Genomic DNA, 21,403 nt, shown 5'->3' on the forward strand with positions numbered 1-21,403 from the left:
CCGCCTCAGCCGCCGATGGCGTCGAGCTCCCGGACCGCGTCCGCCGGCAGGGTGAACCCGGCTCCGGCGACGTTCTGGCGCAGGTGGTCCACCGACGACGTCCCGGGGATGAGCAGGATGTTGTCGGACCGCTGCAGCAGCCAGGCGAGCGCCACCGACAGGCGTGACTCCCCCAGCCGCTCCGCGACCGCGTCCAGCGCCGCCGACTGGATCGGTGAGAAGCCGCCGAGCGGGAAGTACGGCACGTAGGCGATGCCCTCGGCCGCGGTGAGGTCCACGAGGTCGTCGTCGGCACGCTGCGCGACGTTGTACATGTTCTGGACGCACACCACCGGTGCGATCCGCAGCGCCTCGACGAGCTGCGCGCCCGTGACCGTCGACAGGCCGAGGTGTCGGACGAGCCCCTGCTGCTGCAGACCGGCCAGTGCCTCGAACTGCGGGGCGATGCTCCCCGGTTCCGGGGCGTCGAACCCGCCGACGCGCAGGTTGACGACGTCGAGCTGCTCGACGCCGAGCCGCTCGAGGTTCGCGTGCACGTCCTCGACGAGCTGCTCCGGCTTCCGGGCCGGCGGCCACTGCCCCTTGTCGTTGCGGCGGGACCCGACCTTGGTCACGATGTGGACCTGTTCCGGGTACGGGTGCAGGGCCTCGCGGATGATCTCGTTCGTGACGTACGGGCCGTAGAAGTCCGCGGTGTCGATGTGGGTGATGCCGAGCTCGACCGCCGTGCGGAGGACCCGGACGGCCTCGTCCCGGTCGGCCGGCGGACCGAACACCTGCGGTCCCGCGAGCTGCATCGCGCCGTACCCGAAGCGGGTGACCTCGAGGTCGCCGAGGTCGTAGGTGCCGCCGGGGAGCGTGTTCGTCGTCATGCGTCGACGATGCACCCGTTCGCTCCGGTGTGCCTGGCCGTGGGTGTCCCCTGGTGCCGCCCGGGTGCCGCCCTGGCGCCGCCTTGGTGCCGCGGACTCAGCGCGCCGTGCGGGGCTTCGGGAACGTCGCTCGCATGTGGTCGCTCGTCAGGACGTCGCCGATGCCGATCATGAGCAGCGAGAACAGGATCTGCTCGATCACCATCCAGAAGGGGTAGAGCCCGGGGATCGCGGCGACGACGAGCGTCACGACCGGGAAGATCCTGCTGAACAGGCGGAGTCGCTGGTACGCCCAGTAGTAGCCGAGCTGCGCCCGCCACGCGAACACGTAGAGCGTCAGGGTGATGAGCAGCACGACCGTCGCCCGGAACCACACGGCCCACGCCACCGTCTCCCCGGCACGGGTGAGCAGCACGGCGACGACGATCGCGGCGAGGCCGACGGCGGTCTCGGCGACGAGCAGCCACCGGATCCACCGGAAGGAGCGCACGGTGTCGGGGTGCGCGAGCATGTCCTCGCGGATGACGTAGCCGGCCTGCCGACCGCCGGCCAGGCGGTCGAGGTGCAGCCGGCACCACACACGGTCGGCGAGGGCGGGGAGACTCACCCGTCAATCGTGCCGCATCCGGGCGCTACCCGGGCGACGTCAGTCGACGGGGACCAGCAGGGCGACGCCGAGCACCTCGCCGGAGTCGTCGTCCAGCACCGCCACGGTCCGGACGTCCGCCTCGAGCGACGTGGGATCGGTGACGATCGACGTGTCCCCGGCGACGGCGGGCACCGCCGTGAGCGTGTGCGCGGCTGCGAGCGCCGCCGTGTCGAGGGCGACCTGGCGGGACAGCACGATCCGCAGCGAACGGTGCCCTGGCGGCACGGTGAGGCCCTGCAGGCGGACGGCCACCGACGCGTCCCCCACCCGCTCGATTCGCACGGTCCCGCCGAAGTCGTCGCCGACCGGGAGGATCGGCCCGGCGACCGGCAGCGTGCGTGCGACCCAGTCCTCGACGTCGCGTGGCGTGGCTCGGACCGGCGGCTCCGGGATCGGCGCTCCGAGGGCGTTCGACACCCCGATCGGCGCCGACGGCTGCGGTCGCGTCAGCGCTCGGTCGCGGTCGACACCAGCGTGTCGGTCGACGAGGGCATCACCCCCGCGGGGTGTGCTGACCGTCCACGCGATCCCGACCCCGCCCACGACGACGGCGAGCACCACCAGGACCGTCGCCGGTCCCCGTGGTGCTCGCCGTCGCACGTCGTCCCCCCGGACCGACTACGTGCGCTTCCGGCGCTCGCGCACCCGCATGTTGACGTTGATCGGGGTCCCCTCGAAGCCCCAGACCTCGCGGAGCCGGCGCGTGATGAAGCGTCGGTACTGCGGGTCGAGGAAGGCCGAGGTGAAGAGCACGAACGTCGGCGGCTGGCTCGACGCCTGGGTACCGAACAGGATGCGTGGCTGCTTGCCGCCGCGGACGGGGTGCGGGTGCTCCTGCACGAGCTCGGCGATGAAGGCGTTGACCTTGCCGGTCGGGATGCGGGTGTCCCACGACTCGAGCGCGGTCTCGAGCGCGGGCACGAGCTTCTCGAGGTGCCGGCCGGTGCGGGCGGAGATGTTGACGCGCGGGGCCCAGGCCACGTGGGCCAGGTCCTGCTCGATCTCGCGCTCCAGGTAACGGCGGCGGTCGTCGTCGAGCAGGTCCCACTTGTTGTAGGCGAGGACGAGCGCGCGACCGGACTCGAGCACCAGGTCGATGATGCGGAGGTCCTGCGTCGAGATCGTCTCGGTGACGTCGAGCACGACGACCGCGACCTCGGCCTTCTCGAGGGCCGCGGTGGTGCGGAGCGACGCGTAGAAGTCTGCGCCCTGCTGCAGGTGCACACGCTTCCGGATGCCCGCGGTGTCGACGAAGCGCCAGACCCGGCCGCCGAGCTCGATCTGCTCGTCCACCGGATCGCGCGTGGTGCCGGCGAGGTCGTTGACGACCACGCGCTCCTCACCCGCGGCCTTGTTGAGCAGCGAGCTCTTGCCGACGTTCGGGCGTCCGAGGATCGCGACGCGACGGGGACCGCCGACCTCCTGCTTGGCGACGGCCGACGTGTCGGGGAGCGTCGCGATGATGAGGTCCATCAGGTCCGCGACGCCGCGGCCGTGCAGCGCCGAGACCGGGTGCGGCTCACCGAGGCCGAGGTTCCAGAGCTCGAAGGCGTCGAGGTCGCGGCGCTCGTCGTCCGCCTTGTTGGCGACGACGATGACCGGACGGTCGGTGCCGCGGAGCATCTTCACGACGTGCTCGTCCGTGGCGGTGATGCCGACGGTGACGTCGACGACGAAGAGCACGGCGTCGGCGAGGTCGACCGCCACCTCGGCCTGCGCGGCGACCGAGGCGTTGATGCCGCGGGCGTCGGGCTCCCACCCACCGGTGTCCACGAGCGTGAAGCGCTTGTCGTTCCACTCGGCCTTGTAGCTCACGCGGTCGCGCGTGACGCCGGGGACGTCCTGCACGACGGCTTCGCGCCGACCGATGATGCGGTTGACGAGCGCCGACTTGCCGACGTTCGGGCGACCGACGATCGCGAGCACCGGGTAGGCGGGCAGGTAGTGCACGCCGTCCTCGCCGAGGGCACCGGCGTCGAGGAGCGCGACGTCCTCCTCGTCGAGCTCGTACTCGTCGAGGCCGACGCGGAGCGCGTTCGCGCGCTGCTCCGCCTCGGCTTCGTCGAGTCCGGCGAGCCGCTCACCGAGGGCGTCGTCGTACTCCGGGAAGTCGTCGTTGTCGTGGCTGTCCTGCTGGGCCATGGTGGGGTTCCTCGTGTGCGACCGGAGTCGCGGTGTCGGTGGCCGTTCCCGGCCGGGCCGGTCACCCGGCTGTGGTGACCGGGCGACCCGGTCGTGTGACCGGACGGCGCCCGGTCTGCGTCAGTGCGTGGCCGCTCGGGCCAGGTCGACGACCGCCTGGACGGTCTGGTCGAAGTCGAGGTCGGTGGAGTCGAGCGTCGTGACACCGTCCGCGGCGTTCATGAAGTCGACGACCTTCGCGTCCGCTGCATCCCGGCGAGCGAGTGCGGCGGAGGTCTCGGCGGCCGACTGGGTCGTGACCTCAGCAGATCGCCGAGCCATCCTAACCGACTCGTCGGCCGTCAGCAGGATCCGGACCTCGGCGTCGGGGGCGACGACGGTCGTGATGTCGCGCCCCTCGGTGATGATGCCCTGCCCGTCCGCCTTCCGCATGACCTGGCGGAAGAGCTGGACGAGCCGCTCGCGCACCTCGGGCAGCTTCGCGATGTGCGCCACCGCGGCCGTGACCTCCGGCGTCCGGATGGCCTCGGTCACGTCGGTGTCCCCGACCCGGACGAAGTAGTCGTCGGGGTCGGTGCCGATCGCGTAGTCGAAGGTGTCCCAGCTGGCGAGGACCGCCGACGGGTCGTCGAGGTCGACGCCCTGCTGCAGCGCGTGCCACGCGAGGGCACGGTAGGCGGCGCCGGTGTCCTGGTAGCCGAACCCGAGGGCGCGGGCCGCGGCACGCGAGACGCTGGACTTGCCGCTGCCGGCCGGTCCGTCCACCGCGATGACGGTCTTCGCCACGAACGCGCCCTGGGGCAGCCCGGACGGAACGGGTGCGCTCGTCGAACCGGGCTCGCCACCGCCCTGGCCGTCGAGGCCGCCGGCGATGTCGCCGCCGCCGATGGGTCCGGGCTGGCCGCCCGGGGCCGGCAGCCCGGAGTCGGGGCCGTCCGGTCCGCCGGTGACGCCGGACTGTTCGAGCGCGGTGTTCGTGTCGTCGTTCAGGCCCATGCTGCTGCGATCCTCCATCCGCGACCCTCGAGCTCTTCGACGAGTCGCTGTTCCTGCTCGGGCACGACCGCCACCTCGACGATGCCGATCGGTGCGCCCGGTGAGTGCTCGAGGCGCATGTCCTCGAGGTTGATGCCGATCTCCCCGATGAACGCGAGGAGTGCGGCGATCTGGCCCGGGGTGTCGTCGACGAGGACGACTACCTGGGCGAAGCGCTTGGTCGTGCCGTGCTTGCCCGGCAGGCGCTCGACACCGCGGTTGCCGGCGGCGATCGTCTCGGCGATGGTGCGCGGCGAGCCCTGGCCGTCCGGGTCGTCGAGTGCTCGGAGCACCCGGTCGAGGTCGTCGCGCAGGTCGGCGAGCACCGGTCGGATGTTCGCGGCGTTCGCACCGATGATCTGCACCCAGAGCCCCGGATCGCTCGCGGCGATGCGGGTGACGTCGCGGACGCCGCCGCCCGCGAGGTCGAGCGACCCGTCCGGTGCCTCCTGCAGCCGCGCGGCCATGAGGGTGGAGACGAGCTGGGGCGCGTGCGAGACGTAGGCGACCGCGAGGTCGTGCGCACTCGGCTCCATGGGCACCACCGTCGCACCGACGTCGAGGGCGAGGTCCTCGACCACCGCGGCCCGCTGGTAGGAGATGCCGTCGTGCCCCGCGATGACCCACGGGCGCCCGACGAACAGGTCGGCCCGTGCCGCGGTCGGACCGCTGCGCTCGCGACCGGCCATCGGGTGCGACCCGATGTAGCGCGCGACGTCGGCACCGGCGGCACGCAGGCGCTCGAGCGGCCCGGTCTTCACGCTCGCCACGTCCGTCACGACGGCGCCCGGGAAGGCGGCGAGCTCGCGCTCGACCACCGTCGCCACGACGTCCGGGGGCACCGCCACGACCACGAGCTCCGGCTCGTCGCCCGCTGCGGGACGACGACCGGCGCCGTAGTCCACGGCGAGCGCCAGCGCGGCCGGCGACACGTCATCGAGGACCACGTCGACGCCCTTCTCGCGCAGGGCGAGCCCGATGGAGGCCCCGAGGAGCCCGGCCCCGACGACCCGCACGGGTCCGCGGAGCCGCCGGTCGATGTCCGGTTCGGCGAGCGGGGCGGGGGCGTCGGTCACGCGGTCAGCCTACCGAGGCCTCAGTCGGTGGTCTCCTCGTCCCCGGCGCCCTGTGGAGCGACCTGCGCCTCGCGGGCGATGCGCAGGAGTGCACCGAGCTCGACCGTCGACAGCTCACGGACCCGGCCGACCGGCAGCGAGCCGAGCTGCAGCGGTCCGAAGGAACGCCGGACGAGTTCGAGCACCGGGTGGTCGACGGCCTCGAGCATGCGGCGGACGATGCGGTTGCGCCCCGAGTGCAGGGTGACCTCGACGAGCGACTCGCCGCGCGCCGACTCGAGCAACCGCACCTTGTCCGCGGCGATCGGTCCGTCCTCGAGCTCGACGCCGTCGAGGAGTCGCTGCACGGTACCCGGGTTGACGTTGCCCGCGACCTTCGCGATGTACGTCTTCGCGACGCCGAACGACGGGTGGGCCAGCACGTGCGCCAGGTCGCCGTCGTTCGTCAGGAGCAGCAGCCCCGAGGTCTCCGCGTCGAGCCGGCCGACGTTGAACAGCCGTTCCTCGTACCGGTCGACGAACTCGGACAGGTCGCGCCGGCCCCGCTCGTCCTGCAGGCTCGACACGATCCCGGTCGGCTTGTTGAGGAGCACGTACCGCCGCGAGGTGTCGACCTGCACCGGCACGCCGTCCACCGCGATCGCGTCGGACTCCGGGTCGACCCGACGCCCGAGGGCGTCGACGACCTCGCCGTTGACGGTCACGCGACCCTCGACGATCAGGTTCTCCGCCACCCGGCGGGACGCCACGCCCGCAGCGGCGATGACCTTCTGCAGGCGCTCACCGTCGGCCTGGAGGCTCGGCTCGCCCCCGGTGGGCGCGCTCCCCTCCGTCGCGTCCCAGTCCGGGATGATCGGACGCTCCGGCGTGCCCTCCAGCGGTGCGCCGTGCTCGTCGCGCGCGCCCGCAGGGCGCGGCGTCGTGCGGGCGTCGGCGCCGCGGGGTCCGGCTGCCCGAGCACCTGCTGCTCCCCGAGCACCCGCGCCACCGGGGCGGTCGCCGTTGCGCGCGGTCGTCGTGCCACCGACGTAGCGGCGGCCGTTGTGCCAGACGGTGCTCGGTCGACCGTCCGGGGTCCGGCGGTCCTCGCGCGCCGGGTCGCGGCGGCGGTCATCGCGCCGGTCGTCGCGGCGGTCGTCCCGCCCACGGGAGGCACCGGCAGTCCGGTCGTCACGCCCGCGGTACCCGCCGCGGTCGTCGCGGTCACGGCCGCCGCCCCTGCGGTCGTCGCGCCCGCGGTCGTCACGGCCGCGGTACCCGCTCGTGGAGCGGTCGTCCTCGCGGCGGACGAACCCGCCGTCCCCGCCGCGGCGGTCGTCGTCGCGACTCACGAAGCGGCCGCGGTCACCACTCGGTCGGTCGTCCCGCCCGCGGTACCCACCACGGTCGTCGCCGCCCCGGTACCCGCCGGTGCCGCGATCATCACGACCCCGGTACCCGCCCCGGTCGTCGCCGCCACGGGCGCCGGCCGGACGGTCGTCACGGCCGCGGTACCCACCACGGTCGTCGCCGCCCCGGGCGCCACCGGAACGGTCGTCACGGCCGCGGTACCCACCACGGTCGTCGCCGCCCCGGTACCCGCCGCCGTTCCCACCGGAACGGTCGTCGCGCCCGCGGTACCCACCACGGTCGTCGTTGCTGCGTGCGCGACCGGAACGATCGTCGCGCCCCCGGTACCCGCCGCCGGCTCCACCGGACCGCTCGTCGCGCCCCCGGTACCCACCACGGTCGTCGCCGCCCCGGGTGCCGCCCGGACGCTCGTCGCGCCCGCGGTACCCGCCACCGTTCCCACCGGAACGGTCGTCACGACCCCGGTACCCACCACGGTCGTCGCCCGACCGGCCACCCGCACGAGCGGAGCCGCCGTCGCGGTCGCGGGGCGTGCCTCCCGTCCGGCCACCGTCGCGACCCGACCCGCCGTCGCGACCCGACCCGCCGTCGCGACCCGACCGTCGGGGGCCTCCTCGTCGTTCGTCCTCATACGCGGCCATCGGGGATCCCTTCGTTCTGCTCGAAGCCGCCGACGCCGTCCTCGAGGAGGGGCGAGATGAGCGGCAGCTCGTCGAGCGAGTTGATGCCGAGCTGCTGGAGCAGCAGGTCGGACGTGACGTAGTTGATGGCGCCGGTCTCGGCGTCGGTGAACGACTCCTCGATGAGGCCGCGCGCGACGAGGGTGCGGACGACCCCGTCCACGTTCACCGCGCGGATCGACGCGATCTGCGACCGGGTGATCGGTTGCTTGTAGGCGACGACCGCCAGGGTCTCGAGGGCCGCCTGCGACAGCCGTGCCGGGCGCTCCGCCTCGACGAACTGCTCGACGACGACGTCGAGCTCCCGGCGGACGTAGAACCGCCAGCCGCCGCCGACCTCGCGGAGCTCGAAGCCGCGGCGGACGGTCCCGGCAACGCCGTCGAAGTCCGCGACGAGCCGCTCGATCGCCTGGCGCACGGCCGGGACCGGCGCGCCGACCGCGGCGCCGAGTGACACCAGCGACTGGGGCTCGTCGGCGATCATGAGGATCGCCTCGAGCTGACGGTCGACCGGGAGCTCCGTGCGGGCGTGGCCGGCGTCGCGCAGCTCCTGCTCGATCGCGCGGGCGTCGGCGACCTCGTCCGCTCCCCCGGGTTCGGCGCTCGAGGCGGCGGCGCGTGCGTCATCCGTCATAGTCGGCTCCCAGGTTCGCGAGGCTCTCCTCGGACCAGTCCTCGGCGGTCCACCGGAGTGTCAGCTCCCCCAGCGGTTCGAGCTGTTCGAACGAGATCGACGCGTTCCGGTACAGCTCGAGGATCGCCAGGAAGCGAGCCACCACGATACCCGTCTCCGAGACACCGGCGACCAGCTCGCGGAACGAGACGTCCTCGTCGGCACGGGTCCGGAGGATCGACACGACGATCGCGGCCTGCTCGCGGATGCTCACGAGCGGCGCGTGCAGGTGGTCGAGTCCGACCGTCGGGATCTCCCGCGGGGCGAACGCGAGCGTCGCGATCGCCGCGAAGTCCTGCACGGTCAGGGTCCACACGAGCTCGGGCGTCCGCGCTCGGAAGCGCTCCTCGAGCCGCACCCGGCGGACATGGCGGCGGGACTCCTGCTGCCACTGCTCCCCGAACCACTCGGCGGCCTGCTTGAACGCCCGGTACTGCAGGAGCCGGGCGAACAGCAGGTCGCGGGCCTCGAGCAGGGCGACGTCCTCGGCGTCGACGAGTTCGCCCTGCGGCAGGAGCCCGGCGATCTTCAGGTCGAGCAGGGTCGCGGCGACGACGAGGAACTCGCTGGCCTCGTCGAGCTCGTCGGCGGACTCCGCCTGGCGCACGTACTGGATGAACTCGCCGGTGACCGCGCCGAGCGACACCTCGGTGATGTCGAGCTCGTGCTTCGTGATCAGCGACAGCAGCAGGTCGAACGGGCCGTCGAAGTTGCGCAGCCGGACCCGGAAGCCGGACGGCGTGGTCGCGTCAGGCGACGGCGCCACGCTCGACGAGCTCCCTGGCGAGCGCCCGGTAGGCGTGCGCCGCGGCGTGCTCGGGTGCCGTCTGCGTGATCGGACGTGCCGAGACGGTGGCGTCCGGGAACTTGACGGTCCGGCCGATGACCGTGTCGAGCACGTGGTCGTCGAAGGTCTCGACGACGCGCTCCATGACCTCGCGGGAGTGCAGGGTGCGCGAGTCGTACATGGTCGCGAGGATGCCGTCGAGCCGCAGGGCGGGGTTGAGGCGGTCGCGCACCTTGTCGATCGTCTCGATGAGGAGCGCGACGCCGCGCAGGGCGAAGAACTCGCACTCGAGCGGGATGAGGACGCCGTGCGCCGCGGTGAGCGCGTTGACGGTGAGCAGGCCGAGCGACGGCTGGCAGTCGACGAGGATGAGGTCGTAGTCGTTCGACACCTTGCGGAGCACGCTCGCGAGGATCTGCTCGCGGGCGACCTCGTTCACGAGGTGCACCTCGGCCGCGGACAGGTCGATGTTCGCGGGGATGACGTCGAGCATCGGCACGTTCGTCGGCTGGATGACCTCGCGCGGGTCCTTGACGGCGCCCATGAGCAGGTCGTAGACCGTCGGGATGTCGTGCGTGCGGACGCCGAGGCCGGCGGACAGGGCGCCCTGCGGGTCGAAGTCGACGGCGAGGACCTTGCGGCCGTACTCGGCGAGCGCGGCGCCGAGGTTGATGGACGTCGTGGTCTTGCCGACGCCGCCCTTCTGGTTGCAGAGCGCGATGATGCGAGCCGGGCCGTGACCGTCGAGTTCCTCGGGCACGGGGAACTGCCGCACGGGCCGACCGGTGGGGCCGACCGGGGTCTCGCCGGTGCCGGGGGTGCTCGTCGGGTTCGTCCTCACCCGGTCATCGTACCGGCGTGCCCTGCCCGGCCCGGGCCGCACCGCCGCGGCGCCGCGTCACCGGACCGTCGGACCACCGGACCGCAGCCGGACCGTCGGACGCGAGTCGTGCCTCCCGTCCGGGCCCGGACCGGCGTCACGCTCGCCGCAGCGCCACCCGCATGCTGTCCACCCGGTCGGCGATCACGGCGTCTGCCGTCCAGCGCTGCTGCAGCCGGCCGACCAGGGCCTGCACGTCCGCCTGGTCGAGTCCGGGGTGCAGCGCCAACCCGACGGTCAGTTCGGCGCCCGCGAAGCGGCCGAGGGGGTCGCCGGGCGACAGCTCGACGCGGGCGACCGCCGGTTCGTCGGCGACGGAGTCGGCGAACGCCTGCCCCACCTCCGGGTCCTCGAAGCAGGGCGTCCACGGCAGGTCCTGCCCGATCGCCCACACCGCGGGCCGGCGTAGGACGAACTCGGTCGGTGCCGTCGGGTCGAGGACGACGAGCTGCGTCTCCTCGCTCGCCGCGGCCATCGCCACGCGGCGTGCGTCCGCCGGCACCGGTCGTGCGGTCGCGTCCCAGGAGCGCATCGCCTCGGCCGAGGTGAACGCGGGCATCACGCTGCGGCCGTCGGGTCCGGCGACCGTGACGATCGACAGCTCCTGCGTCTTGTCGACGAGCTTCCCCTCGGCGGTGTGCCCGACGTCACCGGCCTCGGCGACGAGCGGGATGAGCAGCCGGGCCCCGCGCAGCGCCTCGACGACCGCGGCCTGGGACCCGCCCTGCTGCAGGGCCGTGATCGCGGCGACGAGTGCCGGGTCGGCCAGGCCGTCGTCGTCCGCGTAGGCGTCGTCGTGGGCGTCGAAGGTCCGTCCCGCCCAGGGGTTCCCCGCCGAGTCGGCGGCACCGCCCGGGGTGTGGGCGTCGTCGGTCGCGCCCGGCTCCGGCGCCTCGGGTCCGGTGCCGCGCCCGTTCGAGATGCCCGCCACCGCGGCTACTCCGACGCGATGTCGAGGGCGGCCGGCAGGGTGAACGCGCCGGAGTACAGGGCCTTGCCGATGATCGCGCCCTCGAGGCCGTGCGGCACGAGCTCGCGCAGGGCACGGAGGTCGTCGAGCGTCGAGATCCCGCCCGAGGCGACGACGGGCTGGTCGGTGCGGTCGCAGACCTCGCGGAGGAGCTCGACGTTCGGCCCCTGCAGCGTGCCGTCCTTCGTGACGTCGGTGACGACGTACCGGGCGCACCCGGCGGCCTCGAGCCGGTCGAGCACCTCCCACAGGTCGCCGGCGTCCTCGGTCCACCCGCGGCTCGCCAGGGTGGTGCCGCGGACGTCCAGGCCGACGGCGATCTGCTCGCCGTACTCGCCGATGACGCGCGCCGCCCACTCCGGCTTCTCGAGCGCGGCGGTGCCGAGGTTGACGCGGGCGGCCCCGGTCGCGAGCGCGGCCTCGAGGGAGGCGTCGTCGCGGATGCCGCCGGACAGCTCGACCGAGACGCCCTCGACCTCGTGGACCGCCTTCGCGATCAGCCGGCGGTTGTCGCCGCGGCCGAACGCCGCGTCGAGGTCGACGAGGTGGATCCACTCGGCACCCTGGTCACGCCAGGTGCGGGCCGCGGCGACCGGGTCGCCGTACGCGGTCTCGCTGCCGGCCTCGCCCTGGGTGAGGCGGACCGCCTGACCGTCGACGACGTCGACGGCGGGCAGCAGGACGAGGGGCGGGGTGGCGGTGAGGTCGGTCATGGTCCTGTCGGTTCTGTTGCTGGTGCGGTCACGCGGGTGGTCGGGGTCGGCCGGGAGGCACGGCTCGGTTCCGGCGGTGCCGTCGCGTCGGACACGGTGCCGGTCCGGTGTCGGTCCGGGGCAGACGGGTCAGAGCGAGTCGACCCAGTTGCGGAGCAGCCGGATGCCCGGCTCGCCGGACTTCTCGGGGTGGAACTGGGTCGCGGTGAGCGGGCCGTTCTCGACCGCCGCGACGAAGCGTTGCCCGTGCTCGGCCCACGTCAGCCGCGGGGCGCGGAACGGGCCGTAGGCGTCGAGCGGGAAGTCGGTCACGCCGTAGGAGTGCACGAAGTAGAAGCGCTCGTCGCGCAGGCCGTCGAACAGCACGGAGTCCTCCGGTGCCTGGACGGTGTTCCACCCCATGTGCGGCAGCACCTCGGCCCGGATCTCCTCGACGGTGCCCGGCCACTGGCCGAGGCCCTCGACATCCGCGCCGCGCTCCACACCGCGGGCGAACATGACCTGCATGCCGACGCAGATGCCGAGCACCGGTCGCCCGCCGGCAAGGCGGTGGTCGACGATCTCGCCGCCGCGCACCCCCTCGAGCTGGTCGACGACCGCGGCGAACGCGCCCACGCCCGGGACGAGCAGGCCGTCCGCGCGCAGGGCCTCCTGCTTGTCGGCGGTGAGCGTCACGTCGGCACCCGCGCGCTCGAGCGCCTTCGCCGCCGAGTGGACGTTGCCCGACCCGTAGTCGAGGACGACGACGTTCGGCCTGGCGCTCACAGTGCGCCCTTCGTGGACGGGATGCCGTCGACGCGCGGGTCGAGTTCGACGGCGCGGCGCATCGCCCGGGCGAAGGCCTTGAACTCCGCCTCGGCGATGTGGTGCGGGTCGCGACCGCCGAGGACGCGGACGTGCACGGTGATCCCGGCGTTGAACGTGATCGCCTCGAACACGTGCCGGACCATCGACCCGGTGAAGTGGCCGCCGATGCGGTGGAACTCGAAGCCGTCGGGCTCGCCCGAGTGCACGAGGAACGGACGGCCGGACACGTCGACCACGGCCTGCGCCAGGGCCTCGTCGAGCGGGACGAGCGCATCGCCGTAGCGACCGATGCCCGACCGGTCGCCGAGTGCCTGCTTGAGGGCCTGCCCGAGCACGATGCCGGTGTCCTCGACGGTGTGGTGCACGTCGATGTCGGTGTCCCCGGTCGACCGCACCCGCAGGTCGATCAGCGAGTGCTTGCTGAAGGCGGTCAGCATGTGGTCGAAGAACGGCACGCTCGTCGAGACGTCGGACGAACCGGTGCCGTCCAGGTCGAGCGACAGCTCGATGCTCGACTCGCTCGTGCTCCGGCTGATCGAGGCGGTGCGGGCGGTCATGCGTCAACCCTAACCGGCGGCTGCACGGCGGCCACGCGGCGCATGGCCTCGAGGAACGCCGTGGTCTCCTCCTCGGTCCCCGCGCTCACCCGCAGGTGGTTCGGGATGCCGAGGTCGCGGACGATGACGTCCTGCTCGAGGAGCGCCTCGAACGCGGCGTTCGGGTCCGCGACACCACCGAAGAGCACGAAGTTCGACCACGTCTCGTAGGTGCGGTACCCCATCGCCCCGAGCTCGGTGACCATCCGGTCACGCTGGCGCTTGATGTCGTCGACCATCGCGAGCATCGCCGGGGCGTGCCGGAGCGCGGCGATCGCGGCGGCCTGGGTGAGCGCGGACAGGTGGTACGGCAGGCGGACGAGTCGGAGGGCGTCGACCACCGCCGGGTCGGCAGCCAGGTAGCCGACGCGGGCACCGGCGAACGCGAAGGCCTTGCTCATCGTGCGGGACACGACCAGTCGCGGTCGTCCCGGCAGCAGGGTGATGGCGCTCGGCGCGTCGGCGGGCATGAACTCCGCGTAGGCCTCGTCGACCATGACGATGCCGTCCGTCGCGTCGTAGGCGGCACGGATCGTCTCGATGTCGAGCGGGGTGCCCGTGGGGTTGTTCGGGCCGCAGAGGAAGACGATGTCCGGACGGTGCTCGGCGATGGCCGCGACCACCGTCTCCGGGGCGATGCGGAACTCGTCGTCGCGCTGCGCCGCGATCCACCGCGTGCCGGTGCCGGCGGCGAGGATCGAGTGCATCGAGTACGTGGGCGGGAAGCCGAGCACCGAGCGGCCAGGACCGCCGAAGGCCTGGAGGAGCTGCTGCAGGACCTCGTTGGACCCGTTCGCCGCCCAGAGCTGCTCCGGGGTCAGCTGCTGGTCCGCCGTGAGGCCGCCGTTCAGGTACGCGGTCAGCGACCGACGCAGCTCGGTGAACTCGCGGTCCGGGTACCGGTTGACGGTGGCCAGGGCCTGCCGGATCGAGGCCACGATGTCCTCGGCGACGTCCTCGGGCACGGGATGCGTGTTCTCGTTGACGTTGAGCTGCACGCGCACGTGCTTCTGCGGAGCGCCGTAGGGGCTCTGCCCACGGAGGTCGTCGCGGATCGGGAGGTCTTCGAGCGAGGTTGCCACCGATCCATCGTAGGCCGGGCCCCGTGTGCGGCGACCGGCCGTCCGGACGGTGGGCCGTGCCGGCCAGGGTCCGCCGGGCTGGAGGCTGCGGTCAGTCGCCAGTCGTGTACTTCGCGGGGATGGCGATCTGCTCGCCGGCCTGCAGCGAGGACCCGTCCAGCGCGTTGAGGCTCACGACGTCCTGCACGAAGTCGCGCGGGTCGGCCTGCGGCGCGGTCTCCTCGGCGAGCTGCCAGAGCGTCTCGCCCGGCTGGATCGTCACGGTGTCGAAGTGCACGGGCTCGCCGGCGCGGGAGGAGTCTCCGGCCGAGGCCTGACCGCCGTTGAGCACGGACAGGGCGACGATCACGAAGACCGGGAGCGCGACGAGCGTCGTCAGGACGATGCGGCCGCGGCGCGTGATGCGCAGGCGCGTACGGACGGCGGGCGTCGCGGTGCGCTGGTCAGCGATGGCCATGGTGCTCATGTCGTTCTTGCCTTCCCGTTCGGAGGAACCGAAGTCGTGTACCGAACATAGTTTCGAATCCGACCCCACACAAGTCCCAGGAAGGAATCTGTGGGGGATTTCTTGCCGACACGCTCGAACAGGTGTTTGTCCGGCCCGCGCCGGTCGGATACTGTTTCGATCGACTGGGACGAGTCAAGCGGAGACCACCGACATTCCCGCCCGACCGCCCGGCACCGACGAAGGGCGACACGACGTGGCGGACGAACTGCGGGTCCAGAAGCCGTTGACGGCGAAGCAGCAGGCGATCCTCGACGCGATCCGCGCGTCGATCGCCAGCCGGGGCTACCCGCCGAGCATGCGCGAGATCGGCGACGCCGCCGGACTGTCGTCGCTGTCGAGCGTCTCGCACCAGCTCGGTCAGCTCGAGCTGGGCGGGTGGATCCGCCGCGACCCGAACCGACCCCGTGCGCTCGAGGTCCTCGTCGACGAGCCCACCCCGGACGTCGACACCCCCGATGTCGACGCGACCACCCTCGTGCCGCTGGTCGGGCGGATCGCGGCCGGTGTCCCGATCACGGCCGAGCAGCACGTCGACGAGATCGTGCCGCTCCCCCGTCAGCTCGTCGGGACGGGCGACCTCTTCATGCTCAAGGTCGTGGGCGAGTCGATGATCGACGCCGCGATCTGCGACGGGGACTGGGTGGTCGTCCGCTCGCAGCAGACGGCGGACAACGGGGACATCGTCGCCGCGATGCTCGACGAGGAAGCGACCGTGAAGGTCTTCCGCCAGCGGGACGGCCACACGTGGCTGCTCCCCCGCAACACCGCGTTCGAGCCGATCCTCGGCGACGCGGCCACCGTGCTCGGCAAGGTCGTGGCGGTGCTGCGCTCGATCTGACGCCGGAACGACGCGGAGCAGCCCGCGCCACGGACTTCCGTGGCGCGGGCTGCTCCGCGTTGTGCGCAGTCACGCCGGACCGTCCGGCGGCGCGACGTGAGCAGGCGACCGCCTGCGGGACTAGGCCGTCGCGACCGGCGCGACCACGAACGGGTCGAGCTCGGCGACCTGGCGCTGGAACACCCGCACCCGCAGTCGCGTGCCGTCCTCGACGTAGTCGGTGGACTCGACCGCGCCCGCGTCGTGCAGCGAGGACACGAGGTCACCGCGGTCGTACGGCACCACGACGGTGAGCTCGACGTCCGGTTCGGGCAGACGCGCCTCGATCGCGGCGAGCAGCTCGGGCACGCCCTCGCCCGTGCGGGCGGACACGAACACCGCGTCCGGCACGAGCCCGACGAGCACGAGGCGCTGCGCCTCGTCGATCAGGTCCGCCTTGTTGAACGCGACGACCTCGGGGATGTCCCGCGCGCCGACGTCGCCCATCACGTCGCGGACCGTCGCGAGCTGCGCGGCGGGGTCCGGGTGCGACCCGTCCACCACGTGCACGATGACGTCGGCCTCGCCGACCTCCTCGAGGGTGGACCGGAAGGCCTCGACGAGCTGGTGCGGGAGGTTCCGCACGAAGCCGACGGTGTCGACGAACGTGAACTCGCGGCCGGCGCTGCTCTCGGTGCGGCGCACGGTGGCGTCGAGCGTGGCGAACAGCTGGTTCTGCACGAGCACGCCCGCGCTCGTCAGCCGGTTCAGCAGCGACGACTTGCCGGCGTTCGTGTAGCCGGCGATCGCGACGCTCGGCACCTCGTTGCGGTGCCGGTCCGCGCGCTTGGCCTCGCGCGCCGGACGGAAGCCGGCGATCTGCCGACGCAGCTTCGACATGCGCGTGTTGATGCGGCGGCGGTCGAGCTCGATCTTCGTCTCACCAGGACCACGCGAACCCATGCCCGCACCGCCCGAGACCTGACCACCGGCCTGGCGGGACATCGACTCACCCCAACCGCGCAGACGCGGGAGGAGGTACTGGAGCTGCGCGAGTTCGACCTGCGCCTTGCCCTCGCGGGTGGTGGCGTGCTGGCTGAAGATGTCGAGGATCACCGCGGTGCGGTCGATCACCTTGACCTTCACCACGTCCTCCAGCGCGCGGCGCTGCGACGGCGCGAGCTCGGTGTCGGCCACGACAGTGTCGGCCCCGGTGGCCTTGACGACCATCGCGAGCTCCTCGGCCTTGCCCTTGCCGAGGTACGTGGCGGGGTCGGGGTTCGGTCGGCGCTGCAGCAGCCCGTCGAGCACCACGGCGCCCGCGGTCTCGGCGAGTGCGGCCAGCTCGCGCAGGGAGTTCTCGGCGTCCTGCGCGTCGCCCTGGGGGTACACGCCGATGAGGACGACCCGCTCGAGCCGGAGCTGCCGGTACTCGACCTCGGTGACGTCCTCGAGCTCGGTGGAGAGACCGGTGACTCGGCGCAGGGCCGCGCGGTCCTCACGCTCGTACTGGTCGCCGTCGCCGGACCAGCCGTGCTCGTCGACCGATCGTGTCTGGATGGCCTGGGCCGGAGCGAAGATCGCCGACGTCGCCCGGGTCTCGGCATTGCGGAGGACGCGTTCCACGACACCTTCGGCGCTGTCGTCGGATCGTCCGTCGTTCATGGTGGTTTCCGTCATCTTCTCCACAGGGTACCGCCGCCACGCCCGGGACACACGGGTGCACCGGTACGGTTCTTCCATGGCGAACGACCACTACTTCTCCGCCGATCCCTCGTCGGAGGTGCGGGAGCGCCAGGTGCACGTCACGCTCGCGGGTCGACCGCTCACCCTGTCGACCGCCGCCGGCGTCTTCAGCCCGGACGGCCTCGACCGCGGGACGCGGGTCCTGCTCGGCTCGGTGCCGCCGCCGGCGGCCGAGGGCGCGCTGCTCGACGTCGGCTGCGGCTGGGGACCGATCGCGATCACGATGGCGCTGGAGTCGCCCGGCGCCGCCGTGTGGGGTGTCGACGTCAACCAGCGGGTGCTCGGCCTGGCGCGGGCGAACGCCGCCGCCGCCGGCGCGACGAACGTGACCGTCGCCCTGCCCGACGAGGTCCCGGCGGACCTGCGGTTCCGGACGATCTGGTCGAACCCGCCCATCCGCGTGGGCAAGGACGAGCTGCACGCGATCCTGCTGACCTGGCTCCCCCGGCTCGAGGTCGGTGGGGACGCCTGGCTCGTCGTGTCGAAGGACCTCGGCGGGGACTCCCTGCAGCGGTGGCTGCGGGAGACGCTCGACGACGGCTTCCAGGTCGCACGGGCGACGACGGACAAGGGCTTCCGCGTCATCCGGGTCCACCGCACGGCGCCGTAGCACCGACACCGGGGCGCACCGACGCGGCAGCAGCGCCGTGACCGGGCCCCGGCGCCGTCTCAGACCGTCAGGTCGCCCGAGAACACCAGCTCCGCCGGTCCGGCGAGCGCCACGTGCTCGCCGTCCTCCGCCGCGAACATCCGCACGGTGACCACCCCGCCCGGCACCCGCACGCGCCAGGTGTCCGGCGCCGACGACCCCGCCCAGTACCGCGTCGCGAGCGCCGCCGCGACCGCGCCCGTCCCGCAGGACAGCGTCTCGCCGCTCCCGCGCTCGTGCACGCGCATGGTGATCTCGCCGACCCCGTCCTTGACGAGCGGGTCGCCCGGCAGCACGAATTCGACGTTCGCCCCGGCCGCCGGCGCCGGGTCGAGCACGGGCACGTAGGTCAGGTCGACCTCGGCGAGCTCGTCCTCGGTCGCGACGGCGACGACCACGTGCGGGTTGCCGACGTCGATGCCGATCCCGGGGCGCGCACCGTCGAGCTCCTTCGCCCGGACCATGACGTCGTCCGCGCCGCCGCCCTCGATCCCGAGGTCCCACCGGCCGAGGTCGGCCGAGAAGCCGTTCGTCGTGCGCTGCACGTCGACGAGCCCCTTGCGGCTGCCGACCGTGAGGGTCTCCCCCGGTGCGAGGTCGACGAGCCCGGACTCGGTGAGGTACCGGGCGAAGACACGGATGCCGTTGCCGCACATCTCGGCGACCGAGCCGTCGGCGTTGTGGTAGTCCATGAACCAGGTCGCGGCGGGCTCGACGGCGACGAGCGGGCGCCCCTCCGGGATCGCGTCGGAGCGCACCGCGCGGATGACCCCGTCGGCGCCGACGCCGAAGCGCCGGTCGGCGATGGCGCGGATGCGCTCCGGGGTCAGGTCGACCGTGGCGTCGGGGTCGGCGAACAGGACGAAGTCGTTGCCCGTCCCCTGGCCCTTCGTGAAGTGCAGCTCGGTCACGGCACGATCCTACGGGCCGCGGCCCGCAGCCCGGCGACGTCGGTCCCGCTGACGTCGAGCACCTCGGCGTCGTACCGCTTGAACCACGAGACCTGCCGGCGGGCGTACTTCCGGGTGGCGACGGCGGTCGCGTCGACGGCCTCCTCCGACGTCGCCTGGCCGTGCAGGACGTCGAGCGCCTGCGAGTACCCGATCGCGGCCCGTGCGGTGCGCCCCTGTTCGAGCCCGTCGGCCCGCAGGGCGTCCACCTCGTCGACGAGCCCGTCCCGGAACATGCGTGCCGCGCGCGCGTGGAGCGACGCGACGAGCTCGCTCCGCTCGCGGTGCAGGTGCACCACCCGGGCGGCTCGCCAGGGACGCGGCGCGGACGGGAGGCGCGGGGTCACGACCTCGGACCGGCTCGCGATCTCGACGGCGCGGACGAGGCGACGCGGGTTGCGCACGTCGACCTCGGCGGCGGCGGCCGGGTCGAGGGCGCGGAGCCGTGCGAGGAGCGCGTTCGGTCCGTGCTCGGCGTGCTCGCGCTCGAGTTCGGCGCGGAGCTCCGGGTCGGTCCCCGGGAACGCGAGGTCGAAGAGGACCGCGGAGACGTACAGGCCGCTGCCCCCGACGAGCACCGCCGTGCCGCCGCCCGCGGTGATCCGCTCGACGTCCGCCCGGGCGTCGCGCTGGTACGCGGCGACGCTCGCCTCGTCCGTGACGTCGAGCACGTCGAGCTGGTGGTGCACGATGCCGCGGCGTTCGTCCTCCGACAGCTTCGCGGTGCCGATGTCCATGCCGCGGTACAGCTGCATCGCGTCGGCGTTGACGATCTCGGCGGGGCGACCGGCGTCCCGGAGGTGCTCCGCGATCGTCAGGGCGACCTCGGACTTGCCCGTGCCGGTCGCACCGACGACGGCGATCAGGTCCGGCAGGTCGTCCGGGGTCGCCGCCGCTGCCGCCTCAGCGCCCGACACGGAGGCTCGGCAGACCGAGCGACACCGGCCGCGGACCCGCACCCGCCGCGGCGGGGGTGGGCACGCCGCAGCTCTCGGCCTCGGCCCGGTCCCACGCGTCGCCTGCGCGGGTGCGGCGGATCCGCAGCGGCCCGTCGTTGTCGGCGATGAGGAAGTGCGGGGCTGCTCGCGTGACCTCGACGGTGACGACGTCGCCGGGACGGGGCACGTCGGACCCCTGCGGGACGGCGAAGTGCACGAGTCGGGAGTCCTCGGCGCGTCCGGACAGCCGGTGCGTCGTGTCGTCCTTCTTGCCCTCGCCGGTCGCGACGAGGACCTCCACGCTCCGACCGACCTGCTTCGCGTGCTCCTCGGCGGTGATCCGGTCCTGCAGCGCGATGAGCCGGTCGTAGCGCTCCTGCACCACCTCCTTCGGCAGCTGGTCGGGCATCGTCGCCGCGGGGGTGCCGGGGCGGATGGAGTACTGGAAGGTGAAGGCGGAGGCGAACCGCGACTGCTCGACGACGCGGAGCGTGTCCGCGAAGTCCTCCTCCGTCTCACCGGGGAAGCCGACGATGATGTCCGTCGAGATGGCGGCGTGCGGGATCCGGGCACGCACGCGGTCGAGGATGCCGAGGAACCGCTCGCTGCGGTAGCTGCGGCGCATGGCCTTGAGGATCCGGTCGGAGCCGGACTGCAGGGGCATGTGCAGCTGCGGCATGACGTTCGGCGTCTCCGCCATCGCGTCGATCACGTCGTCGGTGAAGGCGGCCGGGTGCGGGCTCGTGAAGCGGACGCGCTCGAGCCCCTCGATCTGGCCGGCGGCGCGGAGCAGCTTGCCGAAGGCCTGCCGGTCGCCGAACTCGACGCCGTACGAGTTCACGTTCTGCCCGAGCAGCGTCACCTCCACGGCACCGTCGTCGACGAGCGCCTGGATCTCGGCGAGCACGTCACCCGGACGGCGGTCCTTCTCCTTGCCCCGGAGCGACGGCACGATGCAGAACGTGCACGTGTTGTTGCACCCGACCGAGATGGACACCCACCCGCTGTGCGTCGAGTCGCGCTTCGTCGGCAGCGTCGACGGGAAGACATCGAGGGCCTCGAGGATCTCGATCTGCGCCTCGTCGTTGTGCCGTGCCCGCTCGAGGAGCGTCGGCAGCGACCCCATGTTGTGCGTGCCGAAGACGACGTCCACCCAGGGCGCCTTCTCGAGGATGACGTTCTTGTCCTTCTGCGCCAGGCACCCGCCGACCGCGATCTGCATGCCGGGGTGCTCGCGCTTGATGCCGGCGAGCTGCCCGAGGTTGCCGTAGAGGCGGTTGTCCGCGTTCTCGCGCACCGCGCACGTGTTGATCACGACGACGTCCGCCTGGCCGCCGTCCGCTGCCACGTACCCCGCCGCTTGGAGCGACCCGCTCAGACGCTCGGAGTCGTGCACGTTCATCTGGCACCCGTGGGTGCGGACCTCGTAGGTGCGGGGGCGGGCTGCGACGGTGGCCATGATCGTCCAGTGTAGGTCGGCCGC

23 protein-coding genes are annotated in these 21,403 nt (G+C 72.9%); 2 read left to right on the forward strand and 21 right to left on the reverse strand.

Annotation, left to right across the window (positions count from 1 at the left end):
• Positions 1 to 5: 5 nt before the first annotated feature.
• From AB0N84_RS00200 to AB0N84_RS00280, 17 genes are all read right to left on the reverse strand, one after another.
• Positions 6 to 872 (reverse strand): oxidoreductase, encoded by an 867-nt coding sequence (locus AB0N84_RS00200; protein WP_363542981.1) that lies wholly within the window; start codon positions 870 to 872, stop codon positions 6 to 8.
• A 97-nt stretch (positions 873 to 969) separates the two neighbouring features.
• Positions 970 to 1,479, reverse strand: coding sequence for a hypothetical protein (locus tag AB0N84_RS00205; protein WP_289457578.1), 510 nt, complete (start codon positions 1,477 to 1,479; stop codon positions 970 to 972).
• A 39-nt stretch (positions 1,480 to 1,518) separates the two neighbouring features.
• Positions 1,519 to 2,079, reverse strand: coding sequence for a hypothetical protein (locus tag AB0N84_RS00210; protein ID WP_363542984.1), 561 nt, complete (start codon positions 2,077 to 2,079; stop codon positions 1,519 to 1,521).
• 60 nt (positions 2,080 to 2,139) lie between these two features.
• Positions 2,140 to 3,663 (reverse strand): ribosome biogenesis GTPase Der, encoded by a 1,524-nt coding sequence (gene der, locus AB0N84_RS00215; protein ID WP_069713021.1) that lies wholly within the window; start codon positions 3,661 to 3,663, stop codon positions 2,140 to 2,142.
• 120 nt (positions 3,664 to 3,783) lie between these two features.
• Positions 3,784 to 4,449, reverse strand: coding sequence for a (d)CMP kinase (gene cmk / locus AB0N84_RS00220; RefSeq protein WP_259346185.1), 666 nt, complete (start codon positions 4,447 to 4,449; stop codon positions 3,784 to 3,786).
• Between the two features lie 200 nt (positions 4,450 to 4,649).
• Positions 4,650 to 5,774 carry a prephenate dehydrogenase gene (locus AB0N84_RS00225; RefSeq protein ID WP_363542987.1) on the reverse strand — a complete coding sequence of 375 codons (1,125 nt, stop codon included), beginning with the start codon at positions 5,772 to 5,774 and terminating at the stop codon, positions 4,650 to 4,652.
• Between the two features lie 20 nt (positions 5,775 to 5,794).
• On the reverse strand, positions 5,795 to 6,550 hold the full coding sequence (locus AB0N84_RS00230; protein WP_259346186.1) for a pseudouridine synthase: 756 nt from the start codon (positions 6,548 to 6,550) through the stop codon (positions 5,795 to 5,797).
• A 551-nt stretch (positions 6,551 to 7,101) separates the two neighbouring features.
• Entirely contained in the window at positions 7,102 to 7,755 is a 654-nt protein-coding gene (locus AB0N84_RS00235; protein WP_363542989.1) for a hypothetical protein, read from the reverse strand.
• Complete coding sequence (scpB, locus tag AB0N84_RS00240; protein WP_083264044.1) at positions 7,752 to 8,438, reverse strand: SMC-Scp complex subunit ScpB; 687 nt, start codon at positions 8,436 to 8,438, stop codon at positions 7,752 to 7,754. The genes AB0N84_RS00235 and scpB overlap by 4 nt, the downstream gene beginning before the upstream one ends.
• Positions 8,428 to 9,243 (reverse strand): ScpA family protein, encoded by an 816-nt coding sequence (locus AB0N84_RS00245; protein WP_363542991.1) that lies wholly within the window; start codon positions 9,241 to 9,243, stop codon positions 8,428 to 8,430. The genes scpB and AB0N84_RS00245 overlap by 11 nt, the downstream gene beginning before the upstream one ends.
• On the reverse strand, positions 9,227 to 10,105 hold the full coding sequence (locus AB0N84_RS00250; protein ID WP_069713529.1) for an AAA family ATPase: 879 nt from the start codon (positions 10,103 to 10,105) through the stop codon (positions 9,227 to 9,229). Before AB0N84_RS00250 ends, AB0N84_RS00245 begins: the two co-directional genes overlap by 17 nt.
• A 136-nt stretch (positions 10,106 to 10,241) precedes the next feature.
• Positions 10,242 to 11,075, reverse strand: a complete 834-nt coding sequence (locus tag AB0N84_RS00255) for an SseB family protein (protein ID WP_182047065.1) — start codon at positions 11,073 to 11,075, stop codon at positions 10,242 to 10,244.
• A gap of 5 nt (positions 11,076 to 11,080) precedes the next feature.
• Positions 11,081 to 11,827: a bifunctional 1-(5-phosphoribosyl)-5-((5-phosphoribosylamino)methylideneamino)imidazole-4-carboxamide isomerase/phosphoribosylanthranilate isomerase PriA gene (gene priA / locus AB0N84_RS00260; RefSeq protein ID WP_069713530.1), complete on the reverse strand. Its 747-nt coding sequence runs from the start codon at positions 11,825 to 11,827 to the stop codon at positions 11,081 to 11,083.
• A 129-nt stretch (positions 11,828 to 11,956) separates the two neighbouring features.
• Positions 11,957 to 12,592: an imidazole glycerol phosphate synthase subunit HisH gene (hisH, locus tag AB0N84_RS00265; RefSeq protein WP_289457582.1), complete on the reverse strand. Its 636-nt coding sequence runs from the start codon at positions 12,590 to 12,592 to the stop codon at positions 11,957 to 11,959.
• Positions 12,589 to 13,191, reverse strand: a complete 603-nt coding sequence (gene hisB / locus AB0N84_RS00270) for an imidazoleglycerol-phosphate dehydratase HisB (protein ID WP_069713532.1) — start codon at positions 13,189 to 13,191, stop codon at positions 12,589 to 12,591. The genes hisH and hisB overlap by 4 nt, the downstream gene beginning before the upstream one ends.
• A complete protein-coding gene (locus AB0N84_RS00275; protein WP_182047068.1) occupies positions 13,188 to 14,312 on the reverse strand; it encodes a histidinol-phosphate transaminase in 1,125 nt (374 codons plus the stop codon). The genes hisB and AB0N84_RS00275 overlap by 4 nt, the downstream gene beginning before the upstream one ends.
• A gap of 91 nt (positions 14,313 to 14,403) precedes the next feature.
• Positions 14,404 to 14,778 (reverse strand): LysM peptidoglycan-binding domain-containing protein, encoded by a 375-nt coding sequence (locus tag AB0N84_RS00280; RefSeq protein ID WP_289457584.1) that lies wholly within the window; start codon positions 14,776 to 14,778, stop codon positions 14,404 to 14,406.
• 235 nt (positions 14,779 to 15,013) lie between these two features.
• On the opposite strand from AB0N84_RS00280, the gene lexA reads away from it, so the two are divergent.
• Positions 15,014 to 15,658 carry a transcriptional repressor LexA gene (gene lexA / locus AB0N84_RS00285; protein ID WP_069713535.1) on the forward strand — a complete coding sequence of 215 codons (645 nt, stop codon included), beginning with the start codon at positions 15,014 to 15,016 and terminating at the stop codon, positions 15,656 to 15,658.
• Between the two features lie 120 nt (positions 15,659 to 15,778).
• Here lexA and hflX read toward each other — a convergent pair whose 3' ends face one another.
• On the reverse strand, positions 15,779 to 17,317 hold the full coding sequence (gene hflX / locus AB0N84_RS00290; RefSeq protein ID WP_069713557.1) for a GTPase HflX: 1,539 nt from the start codon (positions 17,315 to 17,317) through the stop codon (positions 15,779 to 15,781).
• Positions 17,318 to 17,378: 61 nt separating this feature from the next.
• Between hflX and AB0N84_RS00295 the strand changes: the two genes are divergently transcribed.
• Positions 17,379 to 17,993: a methyltransferase gene (locus AB0N84_RS00295; protein ID WP_363542997.1), complete on the forward strand. Its 615-nt coding sequence runs from the start codon at positions 17,379 to 17,381 to the stop codon at positions 17,991 to 17,993.
• 59 nt (positions 17,994 to 18,052) lie between these two features.
• On the opposite strand, the gene dapF is transcribed toward AB0N84_RS00295, so the two are convergent.
• From dapF to miaB, 3 genes are read right to left on the reverse strand one after another with little or no spacing between them, the layout of a single operon-like run.
• Positions 18,053 to 18,943: a diaminopimelate epimerase gene (dapF, locus tag AB0N84_RS00300; protein ID WP_069713537.1), complete on the reverse strand. Its 891-nt coding sequence runs from the start codon at positions 18,941 to 18,943 to the stop codon at positions 18,053 to 18,055.
• On the reverse strand, positions 18,940 to 19,899 hold the full coding sequence (gene miaA / locus AB0N84_RS00305) for a tRNA (adenosine(37)-N6)-dimethylallyltransferase MiaA (RefSeq protein WP_363542999.1): 960 nt from the start codon (positions 19,897 to 19,899) through the stop codon (positions 18,940 to 18,942). Before miaA ends, dapF begins: the two co-directional genes overlap by 4 nt.
• Positions 19,886 to 21,379, reverse strand: coding sequence for a tRNA (N6-isopentenyl adenosine(37)-C2)-methylthiotransferase MiaB (gene miaB / locus AB0N84_RS00310; protein WP_182047070.1), 1,494 nt, complete (start codon positions 21,377 to 21,379; stop codon positions 19,886 to 19,888). The genes miaA and miaB overlap by 14 nt, the downstream gene beginning before the upstream one ends.
• Between the last annotated feature and the right edge of the window lie 24 nt (positions 21,380 to 21,403).

The sequence above is a fragment of the Curtobacterium sp. NPDC089185 genome (assembly GCF_040685235.1).
GTDB lineage: Bacteria > Actinomycetota > Actinomycetes > Actinomycetales > Microbacteriaceae > Curtobacterium > Curtobacterium citri.